This is a genomic window from Sphingopyxis sp. FD7 (assembly GCF_003609835.1).
GTDB lineage: Bacteria > Pseudomonadota > Alphaproteobacteria > Sphingomonadales > Sphingomonadaceae > Sphingopyxis.
The window spans coordinates 3,096,274-3,111,496 of the sequence record NZ_AP017898.1 but is presented as its reverse complement, the minus strand read 5'-3'; the positions used below and the strand labels follow the sequence as shown (position 1 = coordinate 3,111,496).

General features: G+C 67.0%; 19 protein-coding genes. 9 read left to right on the top strand and 10 right to left on the bottom strand.

The annotated features are described in order from the left end of the window. Nucleotides 1-5 precede the first annotated feature (5 nt). The 9 genes from flgG to SPYCA_RS15055 all read left to right on the top strand — a co-directional run bounded on the left by flgG (nucleotide 6) and on the right by SPYCA_RS15055 (nucleotide 8,094). Nucleotides 6-791 (top strand): flagellar basal-body rod protein FlgG, encoded by a 786-nt coding sequence (flgG, locus tag SPYCA_RS15095; protein WP_120221626.1) that lies wholly within the window; start codon nucleotides 6-8, stop codon nucleotides 789-791. Next, nucleotides 772-1,431: a flagellar basal body L-ring protein FlgH gene (locus SPYCA_RS15090; RefSeq protein WP_120221625.1), complete on the top strand. Its 660-nt coding sequence runs from the start codon at nucleotides 772-774 to the stop codon at nucleotides 1,429-1,431. The genes flgG and SPYCA_RS15090 overlap by 20 nt, the downstream gene beginning before the upstream one ends. Nucleotides 1,432-1,447: 16 nt before the next feature. Continuing rightward, nucleotides 1,448-2,557, top strand: a complete 1,110-nt coding sequence (locus SPYCA_RS15085) for a flagellar basal body P-ring protein FlgI (protein ID WP_120221624.1) — start codon at nucleotides 1,448-1,450, stop codon at nucleotides 2,555-2,557. Continuing rightward, nucleotides 2,554-2,850 carry a rod-binding protein gene (locus SPYCA_RS15080; protein WP_172595098.1) on the top strand — a complete coding sequence of 99 codons (297 nt, stop codon included), beginning with the start codon at nucleotides 2,554-2,556 and terminating at the stop codon, nucleotides 2,848-2,850. The genes SPYCA_RS15085 and SPYCA_RS15080 overlap by 4 nt, the downstream gene beginning before the upstream one ends. Further along, on the top strand, nucleotides 2,847-4,172 hold the full coding sequence (gene flgK, locus SPYCA_RS15075) for a flagellar hook-associated protein FlgK (RefSeq protein ID WP_120221623.1): 1,326 nt from the start codon (nucleotides 2,847-2,849) through the stop codon (nucleotides 4,170-4,172). The genes SPYCA_RS15080 and flgK overlap by 4 nt, the downstream gene beginning before the upstream one ends. Nucleotides 4,173-4,187: 15 nt before the next feature. Beyond that, nucleotides 4,188-5,018 carry a flagellin N-terminal helical domain-containing protein gene (locus tag SPYCA_RS15070; protein ID WP_120221622.1) on the top strand — a complete coding sequence of 277 codons (831 nt, stop codon included), beginning with the start codon at nucleotides 4,188-4,190 and terminating at the stop codon, nucleotides 5,016-5,018. Between the two features lie 101 nt (nucleotides 5,019-5,119). After that, nucleotides 5,120-5,983 (top strand): flagellar motor stator protein MotA, encoded by an 864-nt coding sequence (motA, locus tag SPYCA_RS15065; RefSeq protein WP_120221621.1) that lies wholly within the window; start codon nucleotides 5,120-5,122, stop codon nucleotides 5,981-5,983. Next, nucleotides 5,983-6,846: a flagellar motor protein MotB gene (locus SPYCA_RS15060; RefSeq protein ID WP_120221620.1), complete on the top strand. Its 864-nt coding sequence runs from the start codon at nucleotides 5,983-5,985 to the stop codon at nucleotides 6,844-6,846. Before motA ends, SPYCA_RS15060 begins: the two co-directional genes overlap by 1 nt. A 180-nt stretch (nucleotides 6,847-7,026) precedes the next feature. Beyond that, complete coding sequence (locus tag SPYCA_RS15055) at nucleotides 7,027-8,094, top strand: sigma-54 interaction domain-containing protein (RefSeq protein ID WP_120221619.1); 1,068 nt, start codon at nucleotides 7,027-7,029, stop codon at nucleotides 8,092-8,094. Nucleotides 8,095-8,277: 183 nt separating this feature from the next. Here SPYCA_RS15055 and SPYCA_RS15050 read toward each other — a convergent pair whose 3' ends face one another. The 10 genes from SPYCA_RS15050 to SPYCA_RS15005 are packed head-to-tail and all read right to left on the bottom strand — an operon-like array spanning nucleotide 8,278 to nucleotide 15,222. After that, the gene (locus SPYCA_RS15050; RefSeq protein ID WP_120221618.1) at nucleotides 8,278-8,667 is read right to left on the bottom strand and encodes a flagellar export chaperone FliS; all 390 of its coding nucleotides are present in this window, start codon (nucleotides 8,665-8,667) and stop codon (nucleotides 8,278-8,280) included. A 20-nt stretch (nucleotides 8,668-8,687) separates the two neighbouring features. After that, nucleotides 8,688-10,058, bottom strand: coding sequence for a flagellar filament capping protein FliD (fliD, locus tag SPYCA_RS15045; RefSeq protein ID WP_120221617.1), 1,371 nt, complete (start codon nucleotides 10,056-10,058; stop codon nucleotides 8,688-8,690). A 45-nt stretch (nucleotides 10,059-10,103) separates the two neighbouring features. Next, on the bottom strand, nucleotides 10,104-11,243 hold the full coding sequence (locus SPYCA_RS15040; RefSeq protein ID WP_120221616.1) for an EscU/YscU/HrcU family type III secretion system export apparatus switch protein: 1,140 nt from the start codon (nucleotides 11,241-11,243) through the stop codon (nucleotides 10,104-10,106). Between the two features lie 3 nt (nucleotides 11,244-11,246). Further along, nucleotides 11,247-12,026: a flagellar biosynthetic protein FliR gene (gene fliR, locus SPYCA_RS15035; RefSeq protein WP_232003348.1), complete on the bottom strand. Its 780-nt coding sequence runs from the start codon at nucleotides 12,024-12,026 to the stop codon at nucleotides 11,247-11,249. Nucleotides 12,027-12,033: 7 nt separating this feature from the next. Beyond that, nucleotides 12,034-12,303 (bottom strand): flagellar biosynthetic protein FliQ, encoded by a 270-nt coding sequence (locus SPYCA_RS15030; RefSeq protein WP_120221615.1) that lies wholly within the window; start codon nucleotides 12,301-12,303, stop codon nucleotides 12,034-12,036. 15 nt (nucleotides 12,304-12,318) lie between these two features. Next, nucleotides 12,319-13,089: a flagellar type III secretion system pore protein FliP gene (gene fliP / locus SPYCA_RS15025; protein ID WP_120221614.1), complete on the bottom strand. Its 771-nt coding sequence runs from the start codon at nucleotides 13,087-13,089 to the stop codon at nucleotides 12,319-12,321. Further along, complete coding sequence (locus tag SPYCA_RS15020; protein ID WP_120221613.1) at nucleotides 13,079-13,357, bottom strand: flagellar biosynthetic protein FliO; 279 nt, start codon at nucleotides 13,355-13,357, stop codon at nucleotides 13,079-13,081. The genes fliP and SPYCA_RS15020 overlap by 11 nt, the downstream gene beginning before the upstream one ends. Continuing rightward, nucleotides 13,357-13,692, bottom strand: a complete 336-nt coding sequence (gene fliN, locus SPYCA_RS15015) for a flagellar motor switch protein FliN (RefSeq protein WP_120221612.1) — start codon at nucleotides 13,690-13,692, stop codon at nucleotides 13,357-13,359. Before fliN ends, SPYCA_RS15020 begins: the two co-directional genes overlap by 1 nt. Beyond that, nucleotides 13,685-14,590, bottom strand: coding sequence for a FliM/FliN family flagellar motor switch protein (locus SPYCA_RS15010; protein WP_232003347.1), 906 nt, complete (start codon nucleotides 14,588-14,590; stop codon nucleotides 13,685-13,687). Before SPYCA_RS15010 ends, fliN begins: the two co-directional genes overlap by 8 nt. A gap of 26 nt (nucleotides 14,591-14,616) precedes the next feature. Then, a complete protein-coding gene (locus SPYCA_RS15005; protein WP_120222375.1) occupies nucleotides 14,617-15,222 on the bottom strand; it encodes a flagellar basal body-associated FliL family protein in 606 nt (201 codons plus the stop codon). Nucleotide 15,223: the final 1 nt, after the last annotated feature.

The following is a 15,223-nucleotide window of genomic DNA, read 5'->3' as shown; positions in this document are numbered from 1 at the left end:
GAGACATGAGCCTCGGCGCCTTGCACGTCGCACGAACCGGCCTGGATGCGCAAAGCTTCCGGATGCAGGTGATCGCGAACAACCTCGCCAACGTCAACACCACGGGCTTCAAGCGCGACCGCGCGAGCTTCGAGACATTGAGCTATCAGTTGATGACGCAGGCGGGCGCGCCGTCGACGGCGGAAAACCGCTATGCGACGGGGCTGAACCTCGGCACCGGCGTCGCCCTCAATGGCACCGCGCGCATCGACACGCAGGGAACGTTCCAGACGACGGGCAACGGGCTCGACGTCGCGATCGACGGCGCCGGCTATTTCCAGGTCGAACTGCCCGACGGGCGCATCGGCTATACCCGCGCGGGCAATTTCGGCCGCGCCCCCGACGGCACGATCGTGACCCCCGACGGCAAGCCGCTGACCCCCGCGATCCAGATTCCCGAGGACGCCAGCAATGTGTCGATCGGGCTCGACGGCACCGTGTCGGCGACCGCCGCCGACGGCACTGCGCTCGAACTCGGCCGCATCGAGATCGCGCGCTTCGCCAACCCGGCCGGGCTCCAGGCGATCGGCGGCAACATGCTCGTCGAAACGCAGGCCTCGGGCGCCCCGCTCGTCGGCGGCGCGGGCGAGGAAGGGCGCGGCACGCTGCGCGGCGGGATGCTCGAAGGATCGAACGTCAATGTCGTCGAGGAGCTGGTCGACATGATCGAAACGCAGCGCGCCTATGAGGTCAATTCCAAGATGATCTCGGCCACCGACGAGATGATGAAAAATGCGGCGCAGACTCTCTGAACTGGCGCTGCTGACCCTCGCGCTCGCGCCCGTCATGGCGCAGGCGAAGGACAAGCTGCCGCCCGACGCCTTTTCGGCGACGCTGCCGTCACCGCCGCCGCCGCCGGCGGCGAACGGTTCGATCTTTCAGGGTGCCTATGTGCCGCTGACCTCGGGCGGGCGCGCGGGCGCGGTCGGCGACATCGTCACGATCCAGCTCGTCGAGCGCACCGCGGCAACGAAAAGCAACGCCGCCGGAACGCAGCGCGACGGCAGCATCGGTCTCAGCCCGCCGACCACCGGCCCGCTCGCCTTCTTTGACCCCAGCGACATCGGCATGGGCGGCGGCCAGCAGTTCAAGGGCAAGGGCGAAGCGTCGCAATCGAACGCGCTGTCGGGCGAGATCAGCGTGACCGTCGCCGCCGTCTATCCCAATGGCACGATGCTGGTGAAGGGCGAGAAGTTCCTGACGCTCAACCGCGGCGACGAGCGCGTCCAGATTTCGGGAATCGTCCGCGCGATCGACATCAGCCCCGACAATCGCATCCTCTCGACGCGCGTTGCCAATGCGACGATCCGCTACATCGGCAAGGGCGAGATTGCCCGCGCCAGCCGCCAGGGCTGGCTGCAACGCTTCTTCTCGATGATCAGCCCCTTTTGAGACCGAGGAAATATCCGTGACCCAGCGTTCGACCCTTCTCACCCTTCTGGCGTTCGTCGTCGCGAGCTTCGCCTTGGCGGCGCCCGCGCACGCCGAGCGCATCAAGGATATGGGCCAGTTCCAGGGCCTGCGCGCCAACCAATTGACGGGTTACGGCATCGTCGTCGGGCTCGCGGGCACGGGCGACGACAGCCTCGACTATTCGACGCTGGGGATGAAGGGCGCGGTGTCGCGCTTTGGCCTTACCCTGCCGCCGGGGGTCAACCCCGCGCTCAAAAATGCCGCGGCGGTGATGATCACCGCCGAACTGCCGCCCTTTGCCAAGCCCGGCCAGCGGCTCGACATCACCGTGTCGGCGATCGGCAAGGCGAAATCCCTGCGCGGCGGCACGCTCGTGCTCGCGCCGCTCTATGGCGCCGATGGACAGATTTATGCGATGGCGCAGGGCAATCTGGTGATCGGCGGGCTCGGCGTCGACGCCGCCGACGGGTCGAAACTGACGGTCAATGTGCCGTCGAGCGGACGGATCGCGGCCGGTGCGACGGTCGAACGCGCGGTCGACACCGGCTTTGCGACGAGCGACTGGCTGACCTTCAACCTTCACCAGTTCGACGCGACCAATGCCAAGCGCGTCACCGACGCGATCAACGCCGCCATTCCGGGCAGCGCGTCGATGATCGACGGCGCCAGTATTGCGATCCGTGCCGCGGGCAATGGCGATGAACGGATGCGGCTGATGTCGCGGATCGAAAATCTGACCGTCACGCGCGCCGAGCCGCCTGCGAAGGTCATCGTCAACGCGCGCACCGGCACGGTCGTCATCAACGGCGCGGTCCGCGTCGGCACGGCCGCGGTCAGCCACGGCAAGCTCACCGTGTCGGTCAGGGAAGCGCCGATGGTCGTGCAGCCCGCGCCGTTCAGTCGCGGCGAAACCGCGATCGAACCGTCGAGCGAAATCGAGGTGGCGGAGGATTATCGCCCCGCTTTCCTGATGCAGTCCAATGCCTCGCTCTCCGAACTGGTCGATTCGATCAACCGGCTGGGCGTTCCCCCCGGCGACCTGGTCGCCATTCTCGAGGCGCTGAGCCAGGCCGGCGCGCTCACTGCGGAACTGGTGATCATATGACGAGCCCCATTTCTTCCCTTTCGGCCTTGCCTGCCCCCGCGGCTGCGGGGGGCGGCGACGGCGGGCTGCGCAAGGCGGCCGAAGCGTTCGAGGCCGTGATCCTGCGCCAGCTGATGGCGTCGATGCGGCAGGCAAAGCTCGGCGACGACATCTTCGGGTCGAGCGCGACCGACAATTTCCGCGAAATGGCCGACGCGCGCACCGCCGACAGCCTGGCCGCGATGCGCCAGTTCGGCATCGCCGACATGGTCGAACGGCAGTTTCGCGGACGCATTGGCGGAGGCGTGCAATGAGCGACCTGCTCGGCATCGGCTACAGCGGGCTCAAGGCCTATTCGCGCGCGCTGTCGACGATCGGCGACAATATCGCCAATGCGCAGACGCCCGGATATGCACGCCGTCGCCTCGAGATGATGGAGGCGGTCGGCGGCGGCAATTCGATCTTCTACCGCGGCAACACCAGCCCCGGCGGGGTCGATATTCGCGGCCTCGACCGCTCGGTCGACCAGTGGCTGATCGCGGATTCGCGGCTCACCTCCGGCGATGCCGAGCGCGCGGCGGCACGGCTCGACTGGCTCGGCAAGGTGGAGGGCGCGCTCAGCGACGAAACCAACGGAATCAAGACCGGGCTCACGACGCTTTTCACCACCGCCGACCAGCTCACCGCCGACCCCGCGAACCGGACGCTCCGCGCGCAGTTCCTGCAAGCGGTCGACGATGTCGCATCGGGTTTTCGCACCGCCGCCGACCAGCTTGCAGGCATGAGCGAAGGGATCTCGGGCGCCGCGGTGAGCGCGGTCAGCGACTTCAACGCCAATCTCGACGCGCTCGAACAAATCAACATCGGGTTGCGCAAGGCGCGGCCGGGGTCGACCAACGAAGCGAGCCTGCTCGACGAGCGCGACCGGCTGCTCGACCGATTGTCGTCGCAGGCGGGGGTCAGCGCGACCTTCGATACCAATGGCGCGGTGACGCTCCGCGCCGCGGGGACGGGCGAGCTGCTCGTCGGTGGCGGTGTGGTCGCGCCGATCGCCGTCACCGCCGCGCCTGACGGCCGCCTGTCGTACAGCATCGGCGGCGCGCCGCTTGCGATCGCGACCGGCGTGCTTGCCGGATTGGCCGAGAGCGCGAATCATGTGGCCGACCAGCGCGCCGCGCTCGACGCGATGGCGACCGACTTTGCCACCCAGCTCAACGCCGCGCACCAGGCGGGCATCGACGCGGGCGGCAATCCGGGACAACCGCTGTTCACCGGAACCGGCGCGGCGACTTTGACCGCCGCGCCGCTGACGCCCGATCAGGTCGCCGCCGCCGATGCGTCGGGCGGCAACGGCAATATGCTGGTGTTCGGCACGATGCGCGGCGCGAACGATCCCGAAGCGCGCTGGTCGGGCCATATGGCGACGCAGGCGCAGACAGTCGCCGCAGCGCGCGCGCACCATGCCGCCGCGACGACGCGCGCCGACGCGGCGGCGGCGGCGCGCGACAGCGTCGCCCAAGTCGATCTCGACACCGAAGCCGCCGAACTGTTGCGGTTCCAGCAAGCCTATTCGGCGGCCGCGCGCACGATCCAGGTCGCGCGGGAAACCATGCAAACGCTCTTGAGCTCGCTTTAAGGAAGGTCCGGGACGATGATCAACGCCGTCGGCAATCGCATGACGCGCGAAATCGCGCGCCAACAAAGCCTCGCGGAACAACTCGAGCGGACGCAGATCCAGATTTCGGGCGGCAAGAAACTGCTGCGCATGTCCGACGATCCGGTCGCGGCGCGGCGGATCGCGACGATCGGCACGACGCAGGCCAGCATGACCGCGTGGGCGGCGAACGTCAATTCGGCCGCCGCGCTCGTGTCGCAGGCCGATGGCGTCATGAAGTCGGTCAGCGATCTGATGACGCGCGCGCGCGAGCTGACGCTCGCCGCAGTCAGCGAGTCCGCCAATCCGGCCGACCGCGCGACGATCGCCGCCGAACTCACGACGATCGCCGACGAGATCGACGCGCTCGCCGCGTCGCGCGATTCGAATGGCGAGCCCTTGTTCGCGGCGGGGCCGGCGCGCGTGATGCGCTTCGACGCCGATCTCAGCTTCGCACCCGTGCCGTCGGCGGCCGACGTGTTCGTCCTCGGCGGCAACAGCCTGTCGACGGGGATTCGCGACGCCGCGGCCGCGGTCGCGGCGGGCGACACGGCGGCGATGAACCTGTCGCTTGGCACGCTTGCGGCGTCGATCAGCCATGTCGCCGACGCCCATGCCGCGATCGGCCTGGCGGGCGGGCGACTCGACCGCATCGGCGACGGGCTGGCGGCGCGCGGGATCACGCTCAAGGACGAACGCTCGACGGTGGAGGACACCGACCTCACCGTCGCGATCGCCGAGCTCCATGCCCAGGAACTGACGCTCAATGCCGCGCAGGCGGCCTTTGCCAAGATCAACCGGCAGACCTTGTTCGATCTTTTGCGCTGAGTGCGCTCAACATCGCGGCCGCGCTGCCGTTAAGCATCAAGACGTCCTTTGGATTTGCGGGTGGCCGGTGACGTCCGGTGCCCGATTGGAGTGGCCCGCGCATGTTTCCCGTTGTCGGCATCGTCGTTCTGATCCTGCTGGTGTTCGGGGGTTTTGCGCTGACCGGCGGCAACCTCGGCCCCGTCCTGCACGCGCTGCCGCACGAAATGCTCATCATCGGCGGCGCCGCGCTCGGCTCGCTCATCATCGGCAATTCGGGCGCCGATCTGAAGGCGCTCGCCGGCGGCCTCGGCAAGGTGTTCAAGGGGCCGCAGTATAAAAAACAGGATTATCTCGACTGCATCCTGCTCGTCTCGTCGCTGATGAAGATGATGCGCACCGAAGGGCCGGTCGCGGTCGAACCGCATATCGAGGATCCGAAGAACTCGACGATTTTCCAGCAATATCCCAAGCTGTTGAAGGACGATACGCTCGTCCATCTGATCTGCGACACGCTGCGTCTCGTCGTCGTCTCCTCGGGCACGCTCGACCCCCACGCCGTCGAGGAGGTCATGGACAACGCCCTGAAAAACCACCACCATCATAGCATGAGGCCTGCCGAGGGGCTGCAGAGCCTGGCCGATGCGTTGCCCGCGCTCGGCATCGTCGCCGCGGTGCTCGGCGTCGTCAAGACAATGGGTTCGATCGACAAGCCGCCCGAAATCCTTGGCGCGATGATCGGCTCGGCGCTTGTCGGCACCTTCCTGGGCGTGCTGCTCGCCTATGGCCTGGTCGGGCCCTTTGCGACGCGCGCCAAGACGGTGATCGAAAGCGACGGCGCTATCTATCATACCGTGAAGCAGCTCATCATCGCCTCGCTCCACGGCCACCCGCAGCCGCTGGTGATCGAGGCGGCGCGCTCGGGCGTCGATCATCATAACCAGCCGAGCTTCGCCGAGGTCTTTGACGGGATGCGGGGCCGCTGATGGCTGCGCGGCCCAATACGCCGATACGCCCGATCATCGTCAAAAAGGTGATCGAGGCCGGGCATGGCGGCCATCATGGTGGCGCGTGGAAGGTCGCCTATGCCGACTTCGTCACCGCGATGATGGCCTTTTTCCTGCTCATGTGGCTGCTCGGCGCGACCAACGAAAAACAGCGCAAGGCGCTCGCCGACTATTTCGCGCCGACGATCGTGCAGAGCAAGCAGGACACTGCGGGTTCGAACGGCCTGTTCGGCGGTGACTCGCTGGTGTCCGTCGATAAATATCCGCACGGCGCGGCGCAGACGGGAACGCGCGCGATGACGATCCCGCGCGATGCGGTGGGCGGCCCGCGCGAGGCATCGGGGCGCGAGCGCGAGGCGGAGTCGAAGCGGTTCAGCCTGCTCGCCCAGTCGATGAAGAACCGCATCCTGAGCAAGGGTGACCTCAAGCGACTTGCGCGCAACCTGCGCTTTACTGAGACGATGGAGGGGCTGCGCATCGACATCGTCGACGACGCCGACTTTTCGATGTTCGCGCTCGGCACCAGCCAGCTCACCCCGGCTGGCGCCAAATTATTTGCCGAAGTCGCGGTGCCGATCGCCGAGGCGCCCAACCAGCTGATGATTCGCGGCCATACCGATGCCGCGCCCTGGTCGGCGAAATCGGGAACGAACAACTGGCGCCTGTCGGTCGACCGGGCCGAAGTGACGCGCCATTATCTCGAGTTCCGGGGCATTGAATCGGATCGCTTCGCGCGAATCGAAGGGGTCGCCGATCGCGAACCCTATGTTCCCTCGGATCGGCTCGACCCGCGCAACCGGCGCATCTCGATCACGCTCGGCTGGCGCTCGGCAAAGAATTAGCGCCAATTTGGCGGCATATCGACGATGGTTAACGCAGAAGCGCCGAAGATACTCCCACTTTGGTAATAACCATTATTTTTGAGTGACTTAATGGCTTCTCGATAAGGTTTTGTTTACCAGTTTCCTCAATTTCTGAGGCCATCGAAGGGGCGCCGAGCGGGCGGCGCGATGGAGACCAGAATGACCGTGGGGCACAAGGAACAAGTGGCGCTCGAAGCCTCGATCATCGGGACGAGCGAAGGCGCGGCGCGGCTGCGCGAAATGATCCGCCGCGTGGCGCGGTCGAACGCGTCGGTCATGCTTTGTGGTCCCTCGGGGTCGGGCAAGGAGCTGGTGGCGCGTGCGATCCACGACGAAAGCGTCCGTGCGGGCAACGCCTTTTCGGCGATCAATTGCGGCGCGATTCCCGGCGAGCTTATCGAATCTGAACTGTTCGGGCATGAAAAGGGCAGCTTCACCGGCGCCCATGCCCGCCGCATCGGCCATTTCGAGGCCAGCGAAGGCGGCACCATCTTCCTCGACGAAATCGGCGACATGCGCTTCGACATGCAGGTCAAACTGCTGCGCGTGCTGGAAGACCGGACAATCGTTCGCGTCGGGTCGAGCGAGGTGAAGCCCGTCGACGTGCGCGTCATTTCGGCGACGCACCAGGATCTCGGCGCCGCGATCGCCGAGGGCAAGTTCCGCGAAGACCTGTTCTTCCGGCTCGGCGTGGTTGTGCTCCAGGTCCCCAGCCTGGCGAGCCGCGCCGAGGATATTCCAGCGCTTATTCGCCATTTTCAGCGCAAGATGCCCGCCGATGCCAAATGCCGCTTCGACGCCGGTGCGATGACGATGCTGATGCAGCACGGCTGGCCCGGCAATGTGCGCGAACTCAGAAACTTCGTCGAACGCGCCAGCGTCCTCCACGGCGGCGAGACGCTCGATGCGCAGGACGTCGCGATGCTCCTGAACCCCACCGCAGCGCCGGCGCCGCGGCCCGCTGTCCCCGGCAGCCCCGCCGCGGTGCCGGTCCGCCCGAACGATCGCTCGGCTCCGCTGCCTGCGGCGGCTGTGGCCAAGACGCCGGCGCCGGGCCGACCGATCGACCTCAAGCGCGAGATCGAGACGATCGAACTCGAACAGATCCACGTCGCGCTCGACCTCGCCGACGGCATAATTTCGGAAGCGGCGCGCCTCTTGACGCTGAAGCGCACGACGCTGATCGAAAAGATGCGCAAATATGGGGTTCATCAACAGGCCGCCTGACGGTCTGCCCGACACAGGTTTCAGCACCCGCTGAAAAAGGGAGCTCTGGTCCGCTCCTGAACCACCCGGTCGCCCGTCCCCACCTAGGGCGGCCGGGTACCCAGCGGGTTTCCGACGAAAGAAAACCGGCCCGCCCTTCGTGCGAAGGGTGGGCCGGTGCCGTTTCGCAAAAGTGAAAAAGCGTCAGCGAAGCTGCCGCCACGCGGCGCTGATCGTCTTGATGCCCTCAAGCAGTTCGGCAAGCGCATCGGCGCTGTTCGTCGCCACGGCGTCGTCGAGCTTGCGCCGCATACTGCGGTAGACGCGCGACAGCGCCGCCGCGACGTCGCCGCCCTTGTCGTGGTCGAGATTGACGTCGAGCCCGATCAGGATCGCGCGCGCGCGGTGCGCGGGTTCGGTGGCCGAGATGCGCTGGCCCTGCCGCACCATCGCCGCAAGCACGCCGACCGCGGTTTCAAGCTCGTCATAGAGCATCGTCACCAGCTCGACGGGGTCGGCGGCGGCGGCGCGGCTTTCATTCTGCAATCGGCGGTAAAGCCCGGTTGCCCGAACGGTCGATGCGGTGGCGGTCACGGCGGTCCTCGGAATCCGGTCTAGTCGTTGCCCTGGTTGGTCCAGAGCTTGATCTGTTGTTCGAGATAGGATTGCGTCGCCTTGAACGCCGCCAGCTTGGCTTCGAGCGCGCCATATTGCTTCTCGAGCCGCGCGCGATAGGCGTCTTCGCGCTCCTCGACCTTCGCAAGCTGGTCGGCGAGGCTTTTCTGCTTGTCGGCGAGCGAGCGCGATACGCGGTCGATCGCGCCATTGGCGCCGACGGCCTTGTCGCGGATCGCATCGAGCGCAAAGGCGATGCCGGGATCGGTCGTTTCATTGTGCGTCGCGTCGCGGCGGGGATTGAACAAGGCTTCGACAGCACCGGCGTCGGTTTCGAGCGCCTTGTCGAGCTTGGCGTTATCGACCGACAGCAGCCCCTCCTTGGTCACCGAAAGGCCGATGTCGGATAGCTGGTTGATGCTGTCGTGGCTCGAAATCACCTGGTGGATCAGACCGCCGAGCTCGCGTTCGAGTTCGCGCAGCGAGGCCGTTGCACCGGGCAGGTTGGAAGCCGCGGTGAGACTCGCCTTGAGCTGGTTGTAGACGGCCACGAAATCGCCCACCGTCTGCTTGATCATGTCGAGCGGGCGGCTCGCGCCGATATCGACGGGCTGTCCGGGAGCTGCCTTTTTCAGCGTCAGCGACATGCCGGGAACGACATCGTCGACGATATTGGTCGCGCGGCTGAAGGCGATGCCGTCGATCGTGAACTCGGCGTCGGCGGCGCTCTGGCCCAGCGTCATGCCGCCATCGGTGGCAAAGGCGGCGAGCCCCGGATCGGCACCGGCATCGGCGGTGAGGGTAAAGCCATTGGCTTCGCCCGTCGGGCCTTTCAGGATCAGCCGGTGGCCGCCCTCGTCGGCGATGATTGAGGCCGTGACGCCCGCGCCGCTCGCGTTGATCGCTTCGGCAAGCCCGTCGAGGCTGTTGCCCGCCGCGTCGATCGCGATCGCCTGCGCGACGCCGCCGACGGTCAGCGTCATCGTTCCCGTGCCGATCGCGGCGGTGCGATCGGCGACGACGCCCGAATAATTGGTCTGCGCGCGCGCAAGCTGGTTCACCACGACGGTCGCGGCAAAGCTGTCGGCCGACAGGCCCGCGCGGCTGGTCGCGCCGAGCACGCTGTCGTCGGACACGGTCGGGGTGCTGCGCAGCGTCCCGTCGCCGATCATCTGGCTCAGGGAATCGGCAAATCCGTCGAGGTCGGCGCGCGCCTGCGCCACCGCGCTGATCCGTGTCTGGTTCGCCTGCGTCAATTCGGTGAGGCGCGCAATCTTGGGTTGGCGCGATGCGTTCGACAGGTCGTCGACCAGCTTCGGAATGTCGATGCCCGACCCGAAGCCCAGGCTGTTGGCGATGGAATTGACCATGGCGAAATATCCTTCGCACTGCTTAACGGCAGCGGGCGGGCGACCTTAAGCCTGGCGCCGCCCCTCGGGGTCGAAACGGTGCGAGGGCGGCACATCGACCGCGGGCGGCGCGATGCCGTCGGCGACCGCGCGTTCGAGCTGGAAGACGAAGGCGAGCACGGTCGCCACCGCAACGAACAATTCTTCGGGGATGGTGCGCCCCGCGCGCGCGGTGAAATAGATGGCGCGGGTCAGCTGCGGATATTCGAGCAGCGGCACATTGGCCGTGCGCGCGAGTTCGCGGATCGACAAAGCGACGTCGCCGCGCCCGCGCGCGACGACGACCGGCGCGGCGTCGGTCCCCGGCCTATAGCGCAGCGCGACCGAAAAATGTGTCGGGTTGGTGAGCACGACGGTCGCCTCGGACACCGCCTTGCGCGCCGATCCGCTCAAAATCTCGTGCGCGCGCTGGCGCTGCGCCTGCTTGAGTTCGGGCGCGCCGTCGGACTGGCGCATCTCGTCCTTCACCTCCTGCTTGCTCATCATCAGCCGCTTGTTGCGCTGGAACCATTGCACCGGCACGTCGATCAGCGCGATGACGACGAGCCCCCCGGCGAGCGCCAGCATCGCATGGCCGATCGCCTTGCCGGCAAGGCCGATCGCGGCGATCAGGTCGGTGGACGCCATCGTCATGATCGCGGGCAGGCTGCTCGCGACCAGCCAGTAACCGATCGTCCCGAGCAGCAGCACTTTCGCGATCGCCTTGGCCAGCTCGGTCGCGCCCTGCATTCCGAACATGCGCTTGAGTCCGGTCAACGGATTGATGCGGTTGCCCTTGAAATGCAGCGCCTTCCCGCGCCAGCCCATCGAGCCGAGCATCGCGGGGCCTGCGACCGCGGCGCCGAGCGCCAGCGCGAACAGACTCGCGAGCGGCAGCAGGATTTCGGCGCCGTTTCGCATCAGCGCCTCCGCGGGGGCGAAATCGGCGACGTCGGCGGCGGTCAGGGTGAGGCCGCGACGGACGAGGTCGCCCGCCGACTGCACGAACCAGCCGCCCGCGGCGACGATCCACCCCGCGGCGGCGAGCATCATCAGCGCGGTCGCCAGCTCGCGCGACATCAGCACATCGCCCTCGCGCATCGAATCGGCGCGCTTCTTCGCCGTCGGCTGTTCGGTTTTCTGGTCCTTGTCGGGGCCCTCCGCCATGGCTCAGACGCCCGCGACCATCCGCGCGGCGTCGAGCGCGTCGGAGAGGATGCGCAGGATCGCTTCGGCCATCGCGGGCGTCGCGACGCCGAGCAGGACAATCCCGGCGAGCAAGGTCGCGGGGATGCCGACCGCGAACAGGTTGAGCGCGGGCGCCGAGCGGCCGATCACGCCCATGATGATCTGGACGAGGATCAGCACGAACCCCACGGGCATCGCGATCGTCAGCGCGGCGGCGAACATCAGGCTGCCGAAACGGATGACGCCGCCGAGCGCGTCCCACGACGGAAAGGCGTTGCCGGGGGGGAGGGCGGCGTAGCTGTCCACGACAATGTCGATCAGCAGCAGGTGGCCGTCGGCGGCGAGGAAGAGCGCGGTCGCGAGCATCGCGAGGAACTGGCCGATCGCCGAACTCGACGCGCCGCTCAAGGGATCGACCATCGACGCGAAGCCGAGGCCCATCGCGTTGCTGATGACTTCGCCCGCGAGCAGCGCTGCGGCGAGCCCCATCTGGAGCATAAAGCCGATCGCAAGGCCGATCACCACCTCGCCCATGATGAAGAAGAGCCCCGGCACCGACACGATCCCTTCGGCGGGCAGCACCATGCCCGACGCCGCGACCGCGGGCACGCCGACCGCGAGCGCGATCACGAGCCGGAGCTGCACCGGCACATTCGCCGCGCCGAACACGGGTGCGGCGATAAAGGCCGCGCCGGGACGGATCATCCCCAGCATCCACAGCTGGAGCATCGCCTCGACATTGGGGATGTCGGCGGGGTTCACGGCCGGTTTAGCGCACCAGCGCCGGAATCTGCGCGAACAGGTCGCGGGTGAAATCGGTGAGCAGCACGAGGATGCTGCCGCCGAAGATCGCGAGACAGATCGCCGCGACGATCAGCTTGGGCACGAAGGTCAGCGTCTGTTCGTTGATCGACGTCGCCGCCTGCACCATGCCGAGCAGCACGCCGATGATGAGCACCGGCAGCAACAAGGGCGCCGAAGCGAGCGCGAGAATCCACAGCGACTGCTGCGCGACCCCGATGAAATAGTCGGCTTCCATGTTGCCAGACCCCTGCTAACCCACGAAGGAGGAGGCGAGCGACCCCATCGTCAGCGCCCAGCCGTCGACGAGGACGAAGAGCAGAAGCTTGAAGGGCATCGAGATGATCGTCGGCGACAACATCATCATGCCCAAGGACATCAGCGCCGATGCAACGATCAGGTCGATGACGAGGAAGGGCAGGAAGATGAGAAAGCCGATCTGGAACGCGGTCTTGAGTTCGCTGGTGACAAAGGCGGGGAGCAGGATCGAGAAAGGCACGTCCTTCGGGCTTGCATAGGCCGGCGCCTTGGCGATCTTGGCGAACATCATCAGGTCGGTCTTGCGCGTCTGTTTCATCATGAAACCGTGCAGCGCGTCGCCCGAACGCGACACGGCCTCGCCGATGTCGATCTGTTCCTGGCCATAGGGCTCGATCGCGACCCGGTTCACTTCGCTGATTACGGGCTGCATGACGAACAGCGAGAGGAAGAGGCTGAGGCCGACGAGCACCTGGTTGGGCGGCGTCTGCTGGAGCCCGAGCGCATGGCGCAGGATCGACAGCACGATGATGATGCGCGTGAAGCTGGTCATCATGAGCAGCAGCGACGGCAGCACCGTCAAGAGGCTCATCAGGACGAGGATCTGAAGCGACAGGCTCAAGGGTCGGCCGTCGCCGCCGATTTCGTTCACCGCACGGCTGAGTCCGTCGGCGGCTTGCGCGAACGCCGGAGTGGCGGCGGTGAGCAGCGCGGCGGCGCCGACCAGCGCGGCGGCGCGCAGCCAGAAGCGGCGATCAATCGACATGGAAATCCCCCTGGGCGTCGTCGGCGATGCGCGTGATGCCGCTGCGCGACACGGCGACGAGGATGCGCTGCCCGGCGAACTCGACGACCGCGAGCTTCGATCCGGGGCCGAGCGGCAGCACGTCGACCATCTCGACCGCGCGCGGCTTTGCATTGCCGCCGACGAGCGGCACGCCCATCTGGACGCGCTTCCACAGCCACAGGCTGCCCCACGCCATCGCCCCGACGAGCGGCAGCAGGAGAGCCAAGCGGAGGATATATTCGAGCATCAGGCCCTCCGTTCGAGGCCTTCGAGGCCGCGCGCGGGCGCGACGACTTCGGCGACCTGGATGCCGTAGCGGCCGTCGACGCTGACGATCTCGCCCTTGGCGATCAGCGTGCCATTGGCATAGATGTCGAGCAGGTCGGTCGCCGCGCGATCGAGCTCGATCACGCTGCCTTCGCCCAGCGCGAGCAGTTCGGACAGCGTCATCGCGGTCGACCCGACCTCGACCGACACGCGCAGCGAGACACCGGCGAGCAGGTCGAAATTGGGCGCGGCCGCGATGCTCTTGTCGCGCCGGTCGGCGCGCGCCGCCCTGGGCGCGTCGGCGATGTCAGTCATGGTCGGGTCCTTTTTCGATATGGTCAATCAGGATGGCGGCGTTGCCATTGGCTTCGCCGATGCTGCCGAAGGCGAAGCTGCGCCCGGCGACGGTCACCGGCACATGGCGCGGCATCGACAGCGGAATGATGTCGCCGACCTCGAGCGCGAGCAGCTTGACGAGGCTGATTTCGGGGCGCGCGAGCACCGAGCGGACGGGCAGGCGCACGCCGCGCAGCGCCTTGTCGAGCGCGGCGGTCCACGCCGGGTCGGCGCCGCTGCTTGCCGCATCGGGCAGCAGCTCGTCGTCCGCGATGCCGCGCAGCGCCGCGACCGGATAGGCGCAGACGATCGTCCGCCCGTCGAGCGGCGCGCCGCGCAGCGTGAAGCGCTGGACGAACAATTCGTCGTCGGCGCGCACGGCGGCAAGCTTCGCCGGGTCGCCGGTGACGCAGTCGAGTTCGGGTTCGATGGCGAGCTTGTCGCGCCACGCGGCGGCGATCTGCATACCGATGTCGCGGCCAAGGCGCGCGGCGAAACGGTCTTCGGCGTCGGTCAGCTCCTCGCGCTCGGCGGCGAGCTGGCCGCGCCCGCCATAGAAGATGTCGACGAGCTGGAGGAGAAGCGGTCGCGCCGCGGCGATCAACAGCGGGCCCTTGAGCGGCGGCGCGTGATAGCGCCAGAAAATGGCGGGCGCGCTCGCCGCGCTCCATTCGGCGAAGCTCAGCTGTTCGGCGCCCGACCGTTCGACCTGAACCGCCGGTGCGCCGAGCGCGCGGATCAGGTCGCGCAAGGACCGCGCGAACTGATTTGCGACGCTTTCGAGCGCGGGAAAGGCATAGCTGGCCGCGGCGCGGCGCAGCAGCAGCGACTCCTTGCTTTCCGCGGGCGCGGCCGCGGGTGCGCCCGGCGCCTTCACGGCCCGAACGGTTTTGGCTCTGGCGGTCACTGGATCACCAGGCTCGTGAAATATACATTGTCGATGCCCCCGAAACCTTCCTTCTCGCGCAGCACATCGTTGATCGCGGCGGTCAACTGACGCTGAAGCCGCTGTTTCCCCTCTGATGTGGAGAGCAGAGCCGGATCCTGTTCGGCGAGGACCATAAGGACGACCGAGCGGATGGGCACCGCCTGTCGTTTGATATTATTGATAACCTTCCCGTCATAGAAGGTCGAAAGGCTGATACCCACCTGGAGAAAGCCCGATCCGTCGGCGAGGTTCGTCGTGAAGCTGTCGTTGATCGGGTAATAGGTGATTTCATATTTGCGCGGATCGACCTTGAAGCGGTCGTTGGGCACCGACACGGTGCCGACCTTCAGCGGCGCTTCCTTGTCGTCGCCCTCGGCCGCGGGCGCGGCGTCATCGGTGCTGCGAAGGACGAGCTTGGGATAATGATCCTCGGGCCTGGCTTCGTGCGCCGACAGCGCGCCGAAATAGATGCCCGCGCCCGCCCCCGCGCCGATCAGCGCGATCGCGGCGACGCCGACCAGCAGCAGCTTTTTGACCTTGCCCTTTTTCTTCGGCGTGGCTTCGACAACATCCTTGGCCATG

What these genes read in the sequence shown, in the direction of transcription:
- SPYCA_RS15055 (WP_120221619.1), top strand. Translation starts at nt 7,027, where the DNA reads ATGACCGTGGGGCACAAGGAACAAGTGGCGCTCGAAGCCTCGATCATC.
- SPYCA_RS15020 (WP_120221613.1), bottom strand. Translation starts at nt 13,357, where the DNA reads ATGCTCGAATATATCCTCCGCTTGGCTCTCCTGCTGCCGCTCGTCGGG.
- SPYCA_RS15090 (WP_120221625.1), top strand. Translation starts at nt 772, where the DNA reads ATGCGGCGCAGACTCTCTGAACTGGCGCTGCTGACCCTCGCGCTCGCG.
- SPYCA_RS15060 (WP_120221620.1), top strand. Translation starts at nt 5,983, where the DNA reads ATGGCTGCGCGGCCCAATACGCCGATACGCCCGATCATCGTCAAAAAG.
- fliD (WP_120221617.1), bottom strand. Translation starts at nt 10,058, where the DNA reads ATGGTCAATTCCATCGCCAACAGCCTGGGCTTCGGGTCGGGCATCGAC.
- SPYCA_RS15005 (WP_120222375.1), bottom strand. Translation starts at nt 15,222, where the DNA reads ATGGCCAAGGATGTTGTCGAAGCCACGCCGAAGAAAAAGGGCAAGGTC.
- SPYCA_RS15040 (WP_120221616.1), bottom strand. Translation starts at nt 11,243, where the DNA reads ATGGCGGAGGGCCCCGACAAGGACCAGAAAACCGAACAGCCGACGGCG.
- fliP (WP_120221614.1), bottom strand. Translation starts at nt 13,089, where the DNA reads ATGTCGATTGATCGCCGCTTCTGGCTGCGCGCCGCCGCGCTGGTCGGC.
- flgG (WP_120221626.1), top strand. Translation starts at nt 6, where the DNA reads ATGAGCCTCGGCGCCTTGCACGTCGCACGAACCGGCCTGGATGCGCAA.
- SPYCA_RS15030 (WP_120221615.1), bottom strand. Translation starts at nt 12,303, where the DNA reads ATGGAAGCCGACTATTTCATCGGGGTCGCGCAGCAGTCGCTGTGGATT.
- fliN (WP_120221612.1), bottom strand. Translation starts at nt 13,692, where the DNA reads ATGACTGACATCGCCGACGCGCCCAGGGCGGCGCGCGCCGACCGGCGC.
- flgK (WP_120221623.1), top strand. Translation starts at nt 2,847, where the DNA reads ATGAGCGACCTGCTCGGCATCGGCTACAGCGGGCTCAAGGCCTATTCG.
- SPYCA_RS15080 (WP_172595098.1), top strand. Translation starts at nt 2,554, where the DNA reads ATGACGAGCCCCATTTCTTCCCTTTCGGCCTTGCCTGCCCCCGCGGCT.
- motA (WP_120221621.1), top strand. Translation starts at nt 5,120, where the DNA reads ATGTTTCCCGTTGTCGGCATCGTCGTTCTGATCCTGCTGGTGTTCGGG.
- SPYCA_RS15070 (WP_120221622.1), top strand. Translation starts at nt 4,188, where the DNA reads ATGATCAACGCCGTCGGCAATCGCATGACGCGCGAAATCGCGCGCCAA.